We start from the raw sequence: 15,246 nt of genomic DNA, 5'->3' as shown, positions 1-15,246 counted from the left end.
CCACCCAGAACCACCCCTTCAACCGAAAGCCGGACCCTCCATGGCCTTGAGCACCACCCGTGAACTGATGACCGCCGCCGCCGACGCCGGGCGGGGGCAGGGCGCCTTCAACGTGATCCACCTGGAAACGGCCGAGGCCCTCGTCGCCGGGGCCGAGGAAGCGGGTCTGCCGGTGATCCTGCAGATCTCCGAGAACTGCGTGGCCTACCACGGTGCCCTGGAGCCGATCGGCCTGGCCTGCCTGGCGATCGCCCGCGGCGCGTCCGTGCCGGTCTCCGTGCACCTGGATCATGCCGAAAGCGAGGAGCTGGCCCTCCAGGCCGTGGAGCTGGGCTTCGGCTCGGTCATGTACGACGGCGCCCATCTGGATTATGACGACAATGTTGCCGCCACGGCCCGGGTGGCCCGTTACGCGCATGACCGGGGGGTCTACATCGAGGCCGAGCTGGGCAAGGTCGGGGGCAAGGGCGGGGCCCACGCGCCGGGCGTGCGCACCGATCCGGCCGAGGCCGCCGCCTTCGTCGCGGCCACCGGGGTCGACGCCCTGGCGGTCGCCGTCGGATCCTCCCATGCCATGACCAGCAGATCCGCCGAACTGGATGTGGAGCTGATCTCCCGGCTGGCGGATGCCGTGGACGTTCCCCTGGTGCTGCACGGCTCCTCGGGGGTCTCCGACGAGAACATCGTGGCCGCCATCCGTGCAGGCATGCGCAAGATCAACGTCTCCACCCATCTCAACGGATTCTTCACCGCCGGGATCCGCGAGTACCTGGCAGCCGACGAGACCGTGGTCGACTCCCGCAAATACGTCGGAGCCGGTCGGGCCCGCATGGCGAAGGAAGCCGGCCGCATGCTCGGGCTGTTTGCCCTGCAGGACGACGGAAGCGCACCGGCCTAGCCCGTTCCCGCCGCTTCGAGGGGGTCGGAACGTCGTGCCAAAGCAGTTGACAAGGGGACTTGACGACGAGACCCCAGTCACATTACTGTCATAATCATGTTCTTTATTGATCGACTTAAGGTCGATTAGAGCATTTTCAATTATGAATTGGCTTCGGATCACTCGCCGACGCACACCTTCGAGATGGGGAATCATGCAGAAACGTTCACTACGCGCAACCCTGCTGGCCGGCGTGGCTGCCGGTTCGCTGGTCCTGACCGGCTGCGGCTTCGGCGGCGGCGACGAGGGCGGGGACGCCTCCGGGGACACCACCACGCTGAGCATGCTGGTGCCCAGCTACTCCGATGGCACCAAGGCGCTGTGGCAAGACGTCATCGACGGCTTCGAGAAGGAGAACCCCGAGGTCAAGGTGGATCTGGAGATCCAGTCCTGGGAGAACATCGAAAGCGTCCTGAAGACCAAGTTGCAGGGCGACAAGGCCCCGGACATCTACGGCGGCGGCGCCTTCGCCGGCTTCGCCGAAGAGGACCTGTTGGCCCCGGCCGAGGACATCGCCTCCGCCGATACGCTGGAGAACTTCCAGACCTCCTTCGCCGACAACGAGAAGTTCGACGGCACCCAGTACGGTCTGCCGCTGATCGCCTCGGCCCGCGCACTGGCCTATAACGAAGACCTCATGAAGGAAGCCGGCGTCGACGAGGTCCCCACGACCTGGGACGAGTTGTTGACCGCCTCCAAGGCCATCAGCAAGGACACCAAGGCCGACGGCTACGGCATGCCGCTGGGGTCCGAGGAGGCCCAGGGTGAATCGCTGATCTGGTTCGCCGGCAACGGTGGGGACTTCGGTGACGAGAAGTCCATCGAGGTCGACACCCCGAAGAACGTCGAGGCCGCCGAGTTCATGCAGAAGATGGTCAAGGAAGGCGCCACGCAGAAGAACCCCGGCTCCACGCAGCGCACCCCGATGCTGAACACCTTCATCCAGGGCAAGCTAGGCTTCGCCTACGTGCTGCCGCAGACCGTCGGGCAGATCGAGGAGGAGAACCCGGACCTGAAGTACGGGATCGCCCCCGTCGCCACCAACACCGGTGACCCGGCAACGCTGGGCGTCGCGGACCGCATGCTCTCCTTCAAGAACGACGGCAGCAAGTCCGAATCCGTGAAGAAGTTCATGGACTACTTCTTTAGCGACGACGTGTACAGCAACTGGGTGCAGACCGAGGGCTTCCTGCCCACCACCACCTCGGTCTCCGAGGAGATGTCCTCCGACGAGACGCTGAAGCCGTTCCTGGAACTGCTGCCCAACGCCGTCTTCTACCCGACGACGAACCCGGCCTGGAACGCCACCGATGGCGCCTTCAAGTCGCTCATGGGCCAGATCGCCACCGGCAAGTCCGCATCCGACGTGCTCGCCGAGATCCAGAAGAAGGCCGACGCGGCCAAGTAGCCCGCGGCCGGACCCGCCGACCACGGCGGAAGGGCCCACCGACTCCGCGGCCCGCTGGCATAGCCGGCGGGCCGCGGAGCCTCGTGGGGCCCGGAACAGACGAAGACCAGGTCAGGAGACCAGTATGAGCACCACCGCACCGGCCAGGACCGGGGTGGCCGATCCCCCCGGGCCCCCGAAACCCCGGCGCTCCAAACGGCGCACGTCGGCCGAGGGCTCCTCCTTCAGATCCGCCCTGCCCTGGATCTCCCCGGCGCTGGTCCTGATCCTGGTGATCGTGGTGTTCCCCGCCGGGTACATGATCTACAACTCCACGCGCAAGATCAGCCAGATCGGCACCGATCTGGGCTCGGTGGGGCTGGCGAACTTCAGCCAGGTCTTCAGCGACCCGAACATCCCCAGGATCATGCTGAACTCGGTCCTGTGGGTCGTGGTCGTGGTGTTCTTCACCGTGCTGATCTCCCTGGGCCTGGCCCAGTTCCTGTCCAAGCCGTTCCCCGGCCGCACCCTGGTGCGCATGGCAGTGATCGTCCCCTGGGCGGCCAGCGTCGTGATGACCACCACGCTGTTCTACTACTCGATGGACCCCAACTACGGGATCTTCAACAAGTTCCTCACCGATACCGGGCTGCTGGACAGTTCCTACGGCTTCACCCAGCACGCCTCATCGGCGTTGATGGTGGCCATGGCGGTGGCCGTCTTCGTGTCCATCCCCTTCACCACCTACACGATCCTGGCCGGCATCCAGGCCATTCCCGGTGACACGCTGGAGGCGGCCAAGGTCGACGGCGCCGGACGCTGGCGGACGTACTTCCTGGTCGTGCTGCCGCAGTTGCGCGGCGCGCTGGCGGTCTCGGTACTGATCAACATCATCAACGTCTTCAACAACCTGCCGATCCTGAAGGTCATGACCGGGTCGATCCCCGGCTACGACGCCGACACCCTGATGACCTACATCTTCAAGGTCCTGCAGTTCGATCGCCAGATCGACATCGCCAGTGCCTTGTCGGTGGTCAACTTCGGCATCGTCGTCGTCATCGTGGCCATCTACGTCTGGGCCGTGAAACCCATGAAGGAGGTCTAGACCGTGGCACTTCTCACCACCGAAGACCACGCGAGCCGACGGGTCGTCGTGGGCCGGATGACGGTCGGGCTGATCGTGGCCGCCATCTTCCTGATCCCCTATGCCGTCATGTTCATCGGGTCCCTGAAGACCCGCTCGGAGATCCTCTCCGTGCCCCCGGACTACCTGCCGCGCGATGGAGCCCAGTGGTCGAACTACCTGACCATGTGGGACACCCCCGAGACCCCGGTGGCCTACAACCTGATCTCCACCGTGGTGATCGCCGTCGCGGCGACCCTGCTGGTGTTGCTGGTGGCCATGCCTGCCGCCTACTACAGCGCCCGGTTCAAGTACCGCGGAAAAATGGCCTTCATGTTCCTGGTCATCGTGACCCAGATGCTGCAGCCGGCGATCCTCACGGTCGGGCTGTTCAAGGAAATGCTGGTCTTCAACCTCTACGACACCTGGTTGGCGATGATCCTGATCAACGCCGCCTTCAACCTGGCCTTCGCCGTGTGGATCATGCACACCTTCTTCGCGGGGGTCCCCAAGGAGGTCGACGAAGCGGCCCAGCTCGACGGCGCCGGAAAGCTCCGGGTGCTGTTCACGGTCAACCTGCCGCTGGTGTGGCCGGGGATCGTCACCGCGCTGATCTTCACCTTCGTCGCCTGCTGGAACGAATTCGCCGCCTCGCTGGTCATCCTGTCCACGGCGGAGAACCAGCCGCTGTCGGTCGCGTTGACCCGCTTCGTGGGACAGTACTCCACCGCATGGCAGTACGTGTTCGGGGTCTCGATCGTCGCGATCCTGCCGGTGATCATCTTGTTCATGCTCATCGAGAAGCGTCTCATCGGCGGCCTGGCCGCCGGGGCGACGAAGTAGCGCCGGGATGACACGCAACGAGCGGCTCAGCTCCATCCTCGCCCTGCTGTCCCAGGACGGACAGGTGGAGGTCGACGAGATCGTGGACAAGCTCGGGGTCTCCCCGGCCACGGCCCGCCGGGACCTGGATTCGCTGGATTCCCAGCGGTTGCTGACCCGCACCCATGGCGGGGCCACGACCAATGCCCTGGCCTACGATCTGCCCGGAAAATACAACAGGGACCCGGCGGCCACCCGCAAACGCTGGATCGGGGCCTACGCGGCCTCGCTGGTCGAAGCAGATATGAGCATCGGGCTCTCCGGGGGCACGACCAGTTCGGCGATCGCCACCGCCCTGGGGCTGAGGGCCGACCTGCAGCAGGAGCCGGCCCGGCCGACCCTGACCGTGGTGACGAATGCGGTGAACATCGCCTCGACGCTGGCGGTGCGCAACCATGTGAAGGTCATGGTCACCGGCGGGGTGCTCAACCCGCGCTCCTACGAACTCGTGGGACCCTTCGCCGAACAGACGCTGGGCCGGGTCACCCTGGATCTGGCCTTCATCGGGGTCGGCGGCCTGCATGCGCAGGCCGGGGCCACCGTGGCCGACGAAGGGGAGGCCGCCGTGAACGAACTCATGGGCGTCCGGGCCCTGCGCAGCTATCTGGTGGTCGACTCCTCCAAGATCGGGGTGCGCTCCTTCGCCTCGGTGGACGGGGATGATCTGCGCCACGTCATCACCGACCCGGGGATCACCGCGCAGCAGCGGCAGCAGTTGGAAGAGAGCGGATACAAGGTCCTCATCGCCCCCGAAACCTGAGCCGGTCGAGACGGTCGCTGTCGGCAACAGTCGCTAGGGTGGAACCATGCATCCCACCACGCAGCCGGCCGCGCCGGGACCCTCCCCCCGTGTGCCGCGGCCCGGCAGGAACGCACGGTTCCTCCCGGGGGCCTTCCGGGTGGGGGATGCGGTCATGGTCCTGGCCTACGTGGTGCTCTTCGTCGCCGGGGCCGCCTCGCTGCTGAGGCTCATCCCGGGCTTCACGGACACCTTCAGCACCGCGGAGACGGCCTCCGCGGCCATGAACTTCATCGTCTACGCCGTGCTGTTCAGCGGGGCCATGATCATGGCCTTCCCCACGCTGAAACACTCCTTCGGCACCTTCGGATCCAACCCCTGGGCCAAGGTGTTCATGATCCCCGGGGCCTGGGTGGCGAACCTGGTGGTCACCACCATCATCATCATGTCCCTGGGCGGGGGAGTGAAGAGCGAGAACCAGCTGGCCATCGAGGGGATGACCACCACGGTCCCCTTCCCGACCATGCTGGTGATGGCGGTGGTCATGGGGCCGTTCGTGGAGGAATACATCTTCCGGCACCTGCTGATCGGCAAGCTGAGCCGCAAACTCAACGTCTGGGTATGCGTGGCCATCTCGATCATCCTGTTCGCCGGCATGCATTTCCTGGGCACGGGCTCCTTCGAGCCGATGGCAGCGGTGCCCTATCTGAGCCTGGGGGCGGTGATCAGCGTCGCCTACGTGCTGACCGGCCGTTCGCTGGCCTACTCCTACCTCATCCACCTGCTGAACAACCTGATCGCCCTGACGGTGGCCTACTACCTGCTTCCCCTGGTGCCCGGGGCATGAGCGAAACCGGCCAGTTCCCGGGGCACCAGCGCGGCTCGGCCGGCTATCGACGCATGATCCTGGCGCTCTTCGCCGCGGGGGTCGCCACGTTCTCCCAGCTGTATTCGGTCCAGGGGGTGCTCCCGGCCCTGGCCCGCTCCGAAGGGATCTCCGAAGCCCGGGCGGCACTGGGGGTCTCGGCCGCCACCCTGGGCCTGGCGGTCTCGGTCATCGGCTGGTCCGCCGTCGCGGACCGGGTCGGACGGCTCAAGGCGATGCAAGGCGCCGTGGTGGCCGCGGTCATCCTGGGCCTGCTGGTCCCGGCCTCCCCGGGCTTCCAGGCCCTGCTGGGACTGCGCTTCCTGGAAGGCGTGGCGCTGGGAGGGATCCCCGCCGTCGCCCTGGCCTACCTCAGCGAGGAAATCCATCCGCTGCATTCGGCCATCGCCGCCGGCACCTACATCTCGGGCACCACGCTGGGCGGGCTCTCGGGACGGCTGGTCGCCGGGCCGCTGAGTGAACTGGTCTCCTGGCGGGTCGGGACCCTGGCCGTGTCCCTGCTGGCTGCCGTGGCCGCGGCGGTCTTCATCGCGTTGGCCCCGAAACCCCAGGGATTCGCCCCCGTCCCGCGCCGCTCCCCGGGCACCCCCGGACTGGGGCGGAAACTATGGACGAACCTGGCCAACGTCCGGCTGCTCGCCCTCTACGCGCAGGGGCTGCTGCTGATGGGCGGCTTCGTGGCCGTCTACAACTTCCTGGGCTTCCGGCTCGAGGCCGCGCCCTTCCTGATCCCCGCCTCGCTGACCTCACTGGTGTTCCTCGCCTACCTCTCGGGGACCTGGTCCTCCCGGCAGGCCGGGCGCCTGGTCGGGAAATTCGGCCGGCTGCCCTCCCTGCTGGGGTCCATCGCCGTGATGGCGGTCGGCCTGCTGGTGACCCTGGTGCCGCATATCGCCGTCGTGCTGGTGGGCCTGGTGATCTTCACGGCAGGCTTCTTCTCGGCCCATGCCATCGCCAGTGGCTGGGTCCCGCTGATCGGACGCACGGGCCGGGCCCAATCCGCCAGCCTCTACAACCTCGCCTACTACACCGGCTCCTCCCTGTTCGGCTGGGCCGTGGGACTGGCTTTCGCCCCCCATGGCTGGGCCGGCGCGGTCCTGTTCGTGCTCCTGCTGCAGGGGGTCGCCGTCGGGGTGGCAGCCATCTTCCTTCGGGCCTCCGGGGCCCGCCGACCCATGACGGGAGCGACGGTCCATGACTGAAGACCGAGACACGACGCCGGATACCGGCACCACCGCCGAGGGCCCGGCCCGCATCCCGGCCCGGCTCGGTCGCACGATCCTGGCCCTGGCCGTTCCTGCCCTGGGCGCCCTGATCGCCGAGCCCCTGTTCCTGATGGCCGACACCGCCATCGTCGGGCATCTGGGGATCAATGAACTCGCGGGCGCCGGACTGGGAACCACGGTGTTGCAGACCGCCGTCGGACTCATGGTCTTTCTGGCCTACTCCACCACCCCCGCCGTCGCCCGCTGGCTCGGGGCCAGGCGTCTGGACCTCGCCCTGGCCGCGGGCCGGGACGGGATCTGGCTGGCCGTGGTCCTGGGGCTCGTGCTGGCCGTGGCGGGCTGGTTCGCCGGGCCCGCACTGCTGGGCGCCCTGGGCGCCGAGGGCCAGGTGTTGGGCTTCGCGCTGGACTACCTGCGCTGGTCCATGCCCGGGTTGCCGGCCATGCTGCTGGTGCTGGCCGCCACCGGGGTCCTGCGCGGGCTGCAGGACACCAGGACCCCGCTGATCGTCGCCGGGGCCGGGTTCGGGGTGAACATCGTGCTGAACTTCTCCCTGGTCTACGGGGCCGGGCTATCGGTGGCCGGTTCGGCCATCGGCACCTCCATCGCCCAATGGGGGATGGCAGTGGTGTATCTGGCGATGCTGGTCCCGCGGCTGCGGGCCGAAGGGGTTCCGTTGCGCCCGCATCCCGGCGGGGTCGTGGGTACCGGCAAGGTCGGCAGCTGGCTGATGCTGCGCACGCTGAGCCTGCGGGCCGGCATCCTGGCCACGGTCTGGGTCGCCACCTCCGACGGGGCGTTGACGTTGGCGGCCCATCAACTGGTGTTCACCATCTTCACGTTGATGGCCTTCGCGTTGGACGCCCTGGCCATCGCCGCCCAGGCGCTCATCGGCAAGGAACTCGGGGCGGGGGACCGGGCCACCGCCTCGGCACTGACCCGGCTGATGACCCGGTGGGGCCTGATCTTCGGGGTGGGCACCGGGGTGGTCCTGGCGTTGGTGGCCCCGGTGTTGGGTGCCGTCTTCACCTCCGATCCCGACGTGCAGCGGGCGGCGGCCATCGGGTTGTGGGTTTTGGCGGCCTCGCAGCCGTTGGCGGGACTGGTCTTCGTGCTCGACGGGGTCCTCATCGGTGCCGGCGACGCCCGCTATCTGGCCCTGGCCGGGGTCATCGCCCTGGTGCTCTACCTTCCCCTGCTGGCCGGTGCCGCCTGGCTGCCCCTGCTGCCGGATCTGCCGATCCTGTGGTTGTGGTGTGCCTTCGGCCTCGGGTACATGGCCCTGCGGGGCGCGACCCTGCTGTGGCGGATCCGCAATGACCGCTGGATGGCCCTGGGCGCACCGGCCTGATCCCGCGCCGTCCCGACCAGAAGCCGGGAAGCCCCCGGGGAGGTGGAGCAGGCCAGCGCCGATTCCCATTAGGATCGTAGGGTGCCTGCCATCCCCACCCCCCCTGAAGAAGCCTCCGCCGTCTGGAAACCAGTCATGTTCCGCGCCGTGGTGGCCACGGCCTTCGGAGCTCTGTCGGTCTTCTGGCAGGATCCCAGCGAAGCGGTGGTGGCCTACCTCTTTGCCGCCTTCCTGGTGCTCAGCGCGAAATCCGTATGGGACTTCGCGGTGGCCCGCATCGTGCCCTTCGCGGTCCGCGGGCTGCTCGGAGGCGCCGCGATCGCCGGGGCGTTCAGCGCGGTCTTCCTGCTCGTGTTCGCCAGCACCACCGCCGCCGTGATCGCCGGGGGACTCGGCCTGGCGGTGGCCGGCCTGCTGGAACTGACCACCTACTTCCGCCATCGGGGGGACCTGGTCCCCGTGCGGGAATTCCTGCTCACCGGTGCCGTTTCGCTGGTCACCGGCGTGCTGCTGCTGGCCTGGCCGGGCCTGGACCAGCATGGGGTCCTCGGGATCGCCGGGGGCGGTTCCATCATCGTCGCGGTCTTCCTGCTCATCGCTGCATTCGGCTACCGGCACGATGCACGCGAGGGAGCCACGGAGCGGTAGACTGGAGTCGTTCCAAATTCTTTCAGGAGGCATCCCCGTGGGTTCCAACCCGTCTCGGCCGAAGACCACATGGCAGCAGAGCATCAAATCGCCGTTGATCTTCGCGCTGGTTGCAGGCATCATCGCCGCAGCGGTCGCGTCCATCTCGGCCACCGGCGGTGGGGACAACCCCCTGCGCGTGGACATCGGACTGATCGCCTTCGGTGTGGCATTCGTCGCCAGCCTGGTGGTCATCTCCGTGCTGGCCATGGCCAGCAAGGAGAACCCGAGTGAACTCAGCGAAGGCTCGGGAGTGAACCGGGCCTCGGATCGACCGACGCAGAAGCAGCCCGGCCAGGAGTAGCCTCCCGGGCTCAGTCGGTGGTCTCCACGCCGTCCTTGCCGTTCCATTCCTCCAGGAACTGTTCGCGCGTCATCTCCGCCAGGTCCTTGCGCAGCAACGCCGCCAGACCTTCGGCCTCGTCGATGTTGTTCCCGGTCACCCGCAGGATCTCGGCATCGTTGTCGAGGCGGCGCACTACGGCGGTGGCCCCCATGACATCGGAGCCGTCGCCGCCCAGGACCGCATCCGCCAGCCCGACGAACCACCGTCCGGCCGCCTTGAACGTGCCGTCCGAGGCATGCTCGAGATCCACCTCGTAGTTCTCCGAGGCATGGTGTTCCTGGGGTTGTTCAGAGGTGTTCACAATCTCTTCCTTTCCGACGCCGGTGCCTGCGACGAGGCCGCTTGCCACCAGTCTAGGGCCGCAGGGCCGCCCGGCGCTGCCGGTAGGCGCGCACATGCTCGCGATTGGCGCAGTTCCCCGTCTGGCAGTACCGCTTCGACCGGTTCCGCGAGAGGTCCAGGACCGCTGCCTCGCAGCCCGTCCCGGCACAGATGCGCAGACGCTGCTTCTCCCCCGAGCGCAACACATCCACGATGGCCATGGCCGCCTCGACGGCCATCCGTTCGGCCAGGGGCGCCGCCGGACTGGTGGCATGCAGATGGTAGTCCCAGTGGTCGTGCTTGACCAGCTGCGGCAAGGCGCGGGCATTGCGCAGGATGTTGTTCACGATGACCACCGCCTCGTCCTCCTCGGCGATCCACAGGGCGCGCAGGGTCCCGCGCAAATGCCTGACGCTGCGTAGCTCGGCCTCGTCGTGGGCCCTGGCACCAGTGTATTCCTCCCGGGCCACGAACTCGTCCAGGTCGGCGCCGGTGCGCAGCCCATCGATCTCGGGCAGCGCCGTATTGAGGAGGTTCACGACCGTCTGCAACGACGTTTCCGTGTCAGGGGCAAACTTCATATGACTCCTTTTACCTCGCATGAACCCGGCGGCGTATAGTATGTCACTAGTATACGGAGTTTTACTCCTGATGCCGCTGAAGCCCGGAGGCCGGGCTTCGAACCCATCCGCAACGACCCCCGAGGAGCAGCATGACCGAGCAGGTCAGGACCCGGTCCGGCGCCGTGTCCCGCCCGGGGGTCCCGGGGGTGTGGATCGCGCTGTTCTCCTCGGCGGTCTTCGGGATCTCCGGCTCCTTTGCCAGCTCGCTGCTCGAGGCGGGGTGGAGCAGCGGGGCGGCCGTGGCCGCCCGGATGTTCGGTGCCTTCCTGGTCCTGCTGGTCCCGGCCGTGCTGACCCTGCGCGGGCGGTGGCGTTCGGTGCCCGCGAACTGGAAGCCCATCCTGCTCTTCGGGGTCTTCGGGGTCGGCGTCTGCCAATTCGCCTTCTTCCAGGCCGTCGGCCGCCTGAGCGTGGGGGTGGCCCTGCTGCTGGAGTTCATGGCGCCGGTGCTCATCGTCCTGGTCCTCTGGGCCAACAGCCGGCGCATGCCCAAACCGCTGACCATCATCGGGACGCTGCTGTCCCTGGGTGGGCTGATGCTGGTGCTGGATCTGGCCGGAGCGCAGACGATCGACTTCATCGGGGTGCTCTGGGGGCTCGGCGCCGCGGTCGGGCTGGCGGTGTACTTCTTCGTTACGGCCAAGGCCAATGAGTCGCTGCCGCCGCTGGTGCTGGCCACCGGGGGGCTGCTGGTGGGGGCCCTGCTGATGCTGGTCTTCGGGGTGAGCGGTCTGCTGCCGTTCACGGCGACCTTCGGCCGGGTCGGGTTCGCCGGTTTCGAAACCAGCTGGTGGGTCGCACTGGCCGGGCTGGTCCTGCTGTCCACGGTACTGGCCTATGTCTCGGGGATCATGGCCGCCCGGGCGCTGGGCTCGAAGGTCGCCTCGTTCATCTCGCTGACCGAGGTCCTCTTCGCCGTGCTGTGGGCCTGGCTGCTGTTGGGGCAGCTGCCGGCACCGGTCCAACTGCTGGGAGGCGCCGCCATTGTGGCCGGGGTCCTGCTGGTACGCGCCGACGAGCTCAAAACCCCCTGACTGGGCCCTTTGTGGCCCACGCCGGAAACTGTTCCCCGCGGCCGGGCGGAGCCGCGGCCCGGTGCGGCCAAGGACCCTTGACCCAGCCCCGATCCGGGTTCACACTGGTTGCACATGGCGCAGTGTCGCGCACCATGCGCAACAATCGACAGCAGGTCGGCGCCGGGGGGCCAGATCAGGGAGTGATCATGTCCGAGACCATTGATACCGGTGCCTTCCATTCATCCACCACGGGGTCCCTCGTCAATCCGCATCCCGCGGTGACCCTGTATACCCGGCTGCGCAAGTCGCCGTACTTCTGGAAATCCCGTGAACACGGGGTGGCCGCCTACAGCGTCTACAACCACACGTACCACCCCCGCCACTACGGGGATCCGGTCTCCGAATACTGGTCGCTGCTGACCGATGTCACGCTCTGGGACGTCGGGGTCGAACGACAGCTGGAAATCAGTGGTCCCGACGCGTTCGCCTTCACGAACTACCTGATCCCGCGCGATCTGCATCAATGCGCCGTCGGGCAGTGCAAATACGTCTTCATCACCGCGGCCGACGGCGGGATCATCAACGATCCGATACTGCTCCGGGTCGAGGAGGACAGGTTCTGGCTCTCGCTGGCCGATAGCGACGTCCACCTCTGGGCGATGGGTCTGGCCCATGCCGGCGGATGGAACGTGTCGGTGAAGGAAGTCGACGTGGCCCCGATCCAGATCCAGGGCCCCAAGGCCAAGGCCCTGATGGCCGACCTCTTCGGCGAGGACATCCTGGACCTCGGATACTACTATCTGACCCGTAGGATGCTCGGAGACCTCTCGGTCGTGGTCTCCCGCACCGGCTACACCGGGGAAACCGGATATGAGATCTATCTGGAGAACGCCAGCCGCGACGGCGGCAAGCTCTGGGATCTGGTCTGGGATGCCGGACAGGCCCACGACCTACGCGTCATCGGCCCCTGCCACATCCGCCGCATCGAGGCCGGCATGCTCGCCTATGGATGCGACATCACCCTGGACACCAACCCGTTGGAGGTCGGCTACGACTACAACTGGATGATCAACCTGGACCAGCAGGCGGATTTCGTGGGCAAGGAGGCCCTGCGCGGGATTCGTGCGGCGGGCGCCAAGCGGCTGATGGTCGGCCTGCGGATCGACGGTCCACCCATGGGCAGCTACAACGACGGTTCCATGATCGAACACTTCCCGGTGTCCGAGGCCGGGGGCGACGAACTCGGCCGGGTCACCAGCGCCTGCTTCTCCCCGCGGCTGGAGGCGAACATCGGACTGGCCATGGTCCCGATCGGCCTGAGCGCCGAGGGGACCACCATGGTGGTGCACACCCCCGAAGGCGCCCGGCAAGGGACCGTGGTGCGCAAACCCTTCATCGACCCGACCAAGGAGACGCCGAAGGCCTGATGGGCCACCGACCCGGAACCGTCAGGAGGAGCCGTGGACCAGCAGAAGCCGCCGGCACCATCGCGGCAAGCCCTGCTGGTAGCGTGAGCGCCATGACGGCACCGAGTGAACGCATCGCCAGGGGAAGCATCCAGTCCGTCGATCGGGCCGCCCTGATCCTGGAGTTCCTTGCCACCGAAGGGGCCAGCACCGTCAGCGCCGTCGGCCAGGAACTCGAGGTGCACAAGTCCACGGCCTTCAGGATCCTGAACACGCTGGCCGGGCACGGTCTGGTCGAGCAGCGCTCCGACAGCACCGAGTACCAGCTGGGCCACGGCCTGGTCCGACTGGCCCAAACCGTCCCGACGACCGCCAGCTTCAGCCCGCAGGTGCACCAGGCGTGCATCTGGCTGGCCGCGGAATGCCTGGAAACGGTCACGTTGAACGTCACGGAGGCGGGGGAATCGGTGACCATCGACCAGATCCTTCCCGCGTCCTCGGTGGTGGGGCGCAGCTGGCTGGGGCGCCGCACCCCGCTGCACTGCACGTCACCGGGGAAGGTCTCGCTGGGCTTCCAGTCCGCCTCGGATCGTGAGCGGCTGCTGCGCCGGTCGTTGAAACGCTTTACCGACTCCACGATCACCGACCGTGCGGTGCTGGCCGAGGAAATCAGAACGACGGCGCAGCGCGGCTATGCACTCTCGCTGGAGGAGTTCGAGGCGGGATTGACCTCCGTGGCGGCACCGGTCTTCGGGGCGGACGGGCTCATGGTAGCCCAGATCGGTGTCGCCGGCCCCTCCTACCGGTTGGGAGGGGACGCGCTGGAGATGACGATCGCCCTCGTCCAGGAAGCCGGCCGCCGGGCCTCCGTCTAGGGGCCTCAGGCGGTTTCGAAGGCCGGGTAGGAGACCTCGTAGCCGAGCCGTTTGAGTTCGGCAACGATCTCCACCTTATGGTCCTGGCCCTTGGTCTCGACCTTCACCCCGATCTGCACCTCGGTGGCCGCGAGCCCGCTGGTGGTGCGGTCGTGTTCGACGTTCACCACATTGCATTCGGTACGCGCCAGCACGGTCAGCAGTTCGACCAGCGACCCCGGCCGGTCCGGGACGCGGACGATCATCTGCATGAAGCGTCCCGCCGCCACGAGGCCATGCTGCAGCACCCGGTTCAGCACCAGCGTGTCGACGTTCCCGCCGGAGAGCACGACGACGACGGGCCCCTCCAGATCCCCGCCCCCTTCGAGCACGGCGGCGACGCCCGCCGCCCCCGAGGGCTCGACGACCAGTTTGGCCCGCTCGCTCAGCAGCAGCATCGCCTCGCCGATCTGCTCCTCCGTCACCGTACGGATCTCGGCGACATGATCGCGCACGATGCCCAGGGTGAGTTCGCTGGGCGAAGGCACCGCGATCCCGTCGGCAATGGTGGACATCTTGTCCAGGCGGACCGGGGCTCCTTCAAGCAGTGACGCAGGGAAGGCGGCGGCCCCTTCGGCCTGCACCCCGATGACCCGGGCCCGGGATCCCGAGAGGTGCACGGCAGTGGCGACCCCGGCCAACAGGCCCCCGCCCCCGGTGGGGACGATGATCGTCCCGACGTCGGGGACCTGCTCCAACACCTCGAGGCCCAGGGTGGCCTGGCCGGTCACGATATCGACGTGGTCGAACGGGGGGATGAAGACGCGTCCACTGGTGGCGGCCTCCGCCTGGGCGAACTCGATGGATTCGGCGAGGTCGCCACCGGCCAGGCGCACCTCGGCACCGTAGGCGCGGGTGGCCGTCACCTTGGGCAGGGCCGCCCCCACGGGCATGTAGACCAGGCAATCAATCCCCAACTCGCGGGCGGCCAGGGCCACCCCCTGGGCATGGTTGCCCGCGCTGGCGGCAATGACCCCGCGTCGGCGTTCGTCCTGGCCGAGCGCCGAGAGCCGGGTGAAGGCCCCGCGCAGTTTGAAGGAGCCGGTCCGCTGCAGATTCTCGCATTTGAGGAACACCGGCACCCCGGCGAGGTCGCTGACCGAGGAGCTGGTTTCGATCGGCGTGCAGGCTGTCACCCCGCTGAGCAGTTCCCTGGCCTGTTTGATGTCGGACAGGGCGATCGGCGAGACGCCGTCGTTGACCGGACCCGATGCGCACATGATGAAACTCCTCCACCTCGAAGAACGGAACTCCCGAAGGCCAGGGGTCGACTCGTCCGCAGGAGCGGGGGACCAGGAGGTCGGATGCTCGGATCTTCGGCACCCGCGCCCTGGCCGACGTGGATCCACCCACCTCGTTCGGGAGTAATCCCCTTCACCATAAATCAAATATTTGGGGTGCG

Annotated in this window: 16 protein-coding genes; 13 read left to right on the top strand and 3 right to left on the bottom strand. The window is 67.5% G+C overall.

Annotated elements, in window-relative coordinates; genetic code table 11:
- The first annotated feature begins 40 nt into the window (after positions 1-40).
- The 10 genes from ACT3UE_RS00820 to ACT3UE_RS00775 all read left to right on the top strand — a co-directional run bounded on the left by ACT3UE_RS00820 (position 41) and on the right by ACT3UE_RS00775 (position 9,522).
- Positions 41-898, top strand: coding sequence for a class II fructose-bisphosphate aldolase (locus tag ACT3UE_RS00820; RefSeq protein WP_444554803.1), 858 nt, complete (start codon positions 41-43; stop codon positions 896-898).
- A gap of 193 nt (positions 899-1,091) precedes the next feature.
- Positions 1,092-2,345: an extracellular solute-binding protein gene (locus ACT3UE_RS00815; protein WP_444554802.1), complete on the top strand. Its 1,254-nt coding sequence runs from the start codon at positions 1,092-1,094 to the stop codon at positions 2,343-2,345.
- A 124-nt stretch (positions 2,346-2,469) separates the two neighbouring features.
- Positions 2,470-3,429 carry a carbohydrate ABC transporter permease gene (locus ACT3UE_RS00810; protein WP_444554801.1) on the top strand — a complete coding sequence of 320 codons (960 nt, stop codon included), beginning with the start codon at positions 2,470-2,472 and terminating at the stop codon, positions 3,427-3,429.
- Between the two features lie 3 nt (positions 3,430-3,432).
- Positions 3,433-4,290 carry a carbohydrate ABC transporter permease gene (locus ACT3UE_RS00805; RefSeq protein ID WP_444554800.1) on the top strand — a complete coding sequence of 286 codons (858 nt, stop codon included), beginning with the start codon at positions 3,433-3,435 and terminating at the stop codon, positions 4,288-4,290.
- 7 nt (positions 4,291-4,297) lie between these two features.
- A complete protein-coding gene (locus ACT3UE_RS00800) occupies positions 4,298-5,089 on the top strand; it encodes a DeoR/GlpR family DNA-binding transcription regulator (RefSeq protein WP_444554799.1) in 792 nt (263 codons plus the stop codon).
- Between the two features lie 46 nt (positions 5,090-5,135).
- Positions 5,136-5,915 (top strand): lysostaphin resistance A-like protein, encoded by a 780-nt coding sequence (locus tag ACT3UE_RS00795; protein ID WP_444554798.1) that lies wholly within the window; start codon positions 5,136-5,138, stop codon positions 5,913-5,915.
- Positions 5,912-7,156: an MFS transporter gene (locus tag ACT3UE_RS00790; RefSeq protein ID WP_444554797.1), complete on the top strand. Its 1,245-nt coding sequence runs from the start codon at positions 5,912-5,914 to the stop codon at positions 7,154-7,156. Before ACT3UE_RS00795 ends, ACT3UE_RS00790 begins: the two co-directional genes overlap by 4 nt.
- On the top strand, positions 7,149-8,531 hold the full coding sequence (locus tag ACT3UE_RS00785) for an MATE family efflux transporter (RefSeq protein ID WP_444554796.1): 1,383 nt from the start codon (positions 7,149-7,151) through the stop codon (positions 8,529-8,531). Before ACT3UE_RS00790 ends, ACT3UE_RS00785 begins: the two co-directional genes overlap by 8 nt.
- An 81-nt stretch (positions 8,532-8,612) precedes the next feature.
- Complete coding sequence (locus ACT3UE_RS00780) at positions 8,613-9,179, top strand: DUF308 domain-containing protein (protein ID WP_444554795.1); 567 nt, start codon at positions 8,613-8,615, stop codon at positions 9,177-9,179.
- A 37-nt stretch (positions 9,180-9,216) separates the two neighbouring features.
- Entirely contained in the window at positions 9,217-9,522 is a 306-nt protein-coding gene (locus ACT3UE_RS00775) for a hypothetical protein (RefSeq protein WP_444554794.1), read from the top strand.
- A gap of 10 nt (positions 9,523-9,532) precedes the next feature.
- On the opposite strand, the gene ACT3UE_RS00770 is transcribed toward ACT3UE_RS00775, so the two are convergent.
- Positions 9,533-9,865 carry a hypothetical protein gene (locus tag ACT3UE_RS00770; protein ID WP_444554793.1) on the bottom strand — a complete coding sequence of 111 codons (333 nt, stop codon included), beginning with the start codon at positions 9,863-9,865 and terminating at the stop codon, positions 9,533-9,535.
- 52 nt (positions 9,866-9,917) lie between these two features.
- Positions 9,918-10,466 carry a CGNR zinc finger domain-containing protein gene (locus tag ACT3UE_RS00765; RefSeq protein WP_444554792.1) on the bottom strand — a complete coding sequence of 183 codons (549 nt, stop codon included), beginning with the start codon at positions 10,464-10,466 and terminating at the stop codon, positions 9,918-9,920.
- A gap of 131 nt (positions 10,467-10,597) precedes the next feature.
- Between ACT3UE_RS00765 and ACT3UE_RS00760 the strand changes: the two genes are divergently transcribed.
- The 3 genes from ACT3UE_RS00760 to ACT3UE_RS00750 all read left to right on the top strand — a co-directional run bounded on the left by ACT3UE_RS00760 (position 10,598) and on the right by ACT3UE_RS00750 (position 13,805).
- Positions 10,598-11,542: an EamA family transporter gene (locus ACT3UE_RS00760; protein ID WP_444554791.1), complete on the top strand. Its 945-nt coding sequence runs from the start codon at positions 10,598-10,600 to the stop codon at positions 11,540-11,542.
- A 188-nt stretch (positions 11,543-11,730) separates the two neighbouring features.
- Positions 11,731-12,951 carry a glycine cleavage T C-terminal barrel domain-containing protein gene (locus tag ACT3UE_RS00755; RefSeq protein WP_444566092.1) on the top strand — a complete coding sequence of 407 codons (1,221 nt, stop codon included), beginning with the start codon at positions 11,731-11,733 and terminating at the stop codon, positions 12,949-12,951.
- Positions 12,952-13,043: 92 nt separating this feature from the next.
- The gene (locus ACT3UE_RS00750) at positions 13,044-13,805 is read left to right on the top strand and encodes an IclR family transcriptional regulator (RefSeq protein WP_444554789.1); all 762 of its coding nucleotides are present in this window, start codon (positions 13,044-13,046) and stop codon (positions 13,803-13,805) included.
- A 5-nt stretch (positions 13,806-13,810) separates the two neighbouring features.
- Here ACT3UE_RS00750 and ilvA read toward each other — a convergent pair whose 3' ends face one another.
- On the bottom strand, positions 13,811-15,064 hold the full coding sequence (gene ilvA, locus ACT3UE_RS00745; protein ID WP_444554788.1) for a threonine ammonia-lyase: 1,254 nt from the start codon (positions 15,062-15,064) through the stop codon (positions 13,811-13,813).
- Between the last annotated feature and the right edge of the window lie 182 nt (positions 15,065-15,246).

This window comes from Arthrobacter sp. 179 (assembly GCF_052379645.1).
GTDB lineage: Bacteria > Actinomycetota > Actinomycetes > Actinomycetales > Micrococcaceae > Arthrobacter_H.
The sequence above is the reverse complement of the archived record's forward strand: the minus strand, read 5'-3'. Positions and strand labels throughout refer to the sequence as shown.

Coding starts and splice junctions, on each gene's coding strand:
- ACT3UE_RS00790 (WP_444554797.1), top strand. CDS start 5,912: ATGAGCGAAACCGGCCAGTTCCCGGGGCACCAGCGCGGCTCGGCCGGC.
- ACT3UE_RS00760 (WP_444554791.1), top strand. CDS start 10,598: ATGACCGAGCAGGTCAGGACCCGGTCCGGCGCCGTGTCCCGCCCGGGG.
- ACT3UE_RS00765 (WP_444554792.1), bottom strand. CDS start 10,466: ATGAAGTTTGCCCCTGACACGGAAACGTCGTTGCAGACGGTCGTGAAC.
- ACT3UE_RS00795 (WP_444554798.1), top strand. CDS start 5,136: ATGCATCCCACCACGCAGCCGGCCGCGCCGGGACCCTCCCCCCGTGTG.
- ACT3UE_RS00755 (WP_444566092.1), top strand. CDS start 11,731: ATGTCCGAGACCATTGATACCGGTGCCTTCCATTCATCCACCACGGGG.
- ilvA (WP_444554788.1), bottom strand. CDS start 15,064: ATGTGCGCATCGGGTCCGGTCAACGACGGCGTCTCGCCGATCGCCCTG.
- ACT3UE_RS00810 (WP_444554801.1), top strand. CDS start 2,470: ATGAGCACCACCGCACCGGCCAGGACCGGGGTGGCCGATCCCCCCGGG.
- ACT3UE_RS00785 (WP_444554796.1), top strand. CDS start 7,149: ATGACTGAAGACCGAGACACGACGCCGGATACCGGCACCACCGCCGAG.
- ACT3UE_RS00750 (WP_444554789.1), top strand. CDS start 13,044: ATGACGGCACCGAGTGAACGCATCGCCAGGGGAAGCATCCAGTCCGTC.
- ACT3UE_RS00800 (WP_444554799.1), top strand. CDS start 4,298: ATGACACGCAACGAGCGGCTCAGCTCCATCCTCGCCCTGCTGTCCCAG.
- ACT3UE_RS00815 (WP_444554802.1), top strand. CDS start 1,092: ATGCAGAAACGTTCACTACGCGCAACCCTGCTGGCCGGCGTGGCTGCC.
- ACT3UE_RS00820 (WP_444554803.1), top strand. CDS start 41: ATGGCCTTGAGCACCACCCGTGAACTGATGACCGCCGCCGCCGACGCC.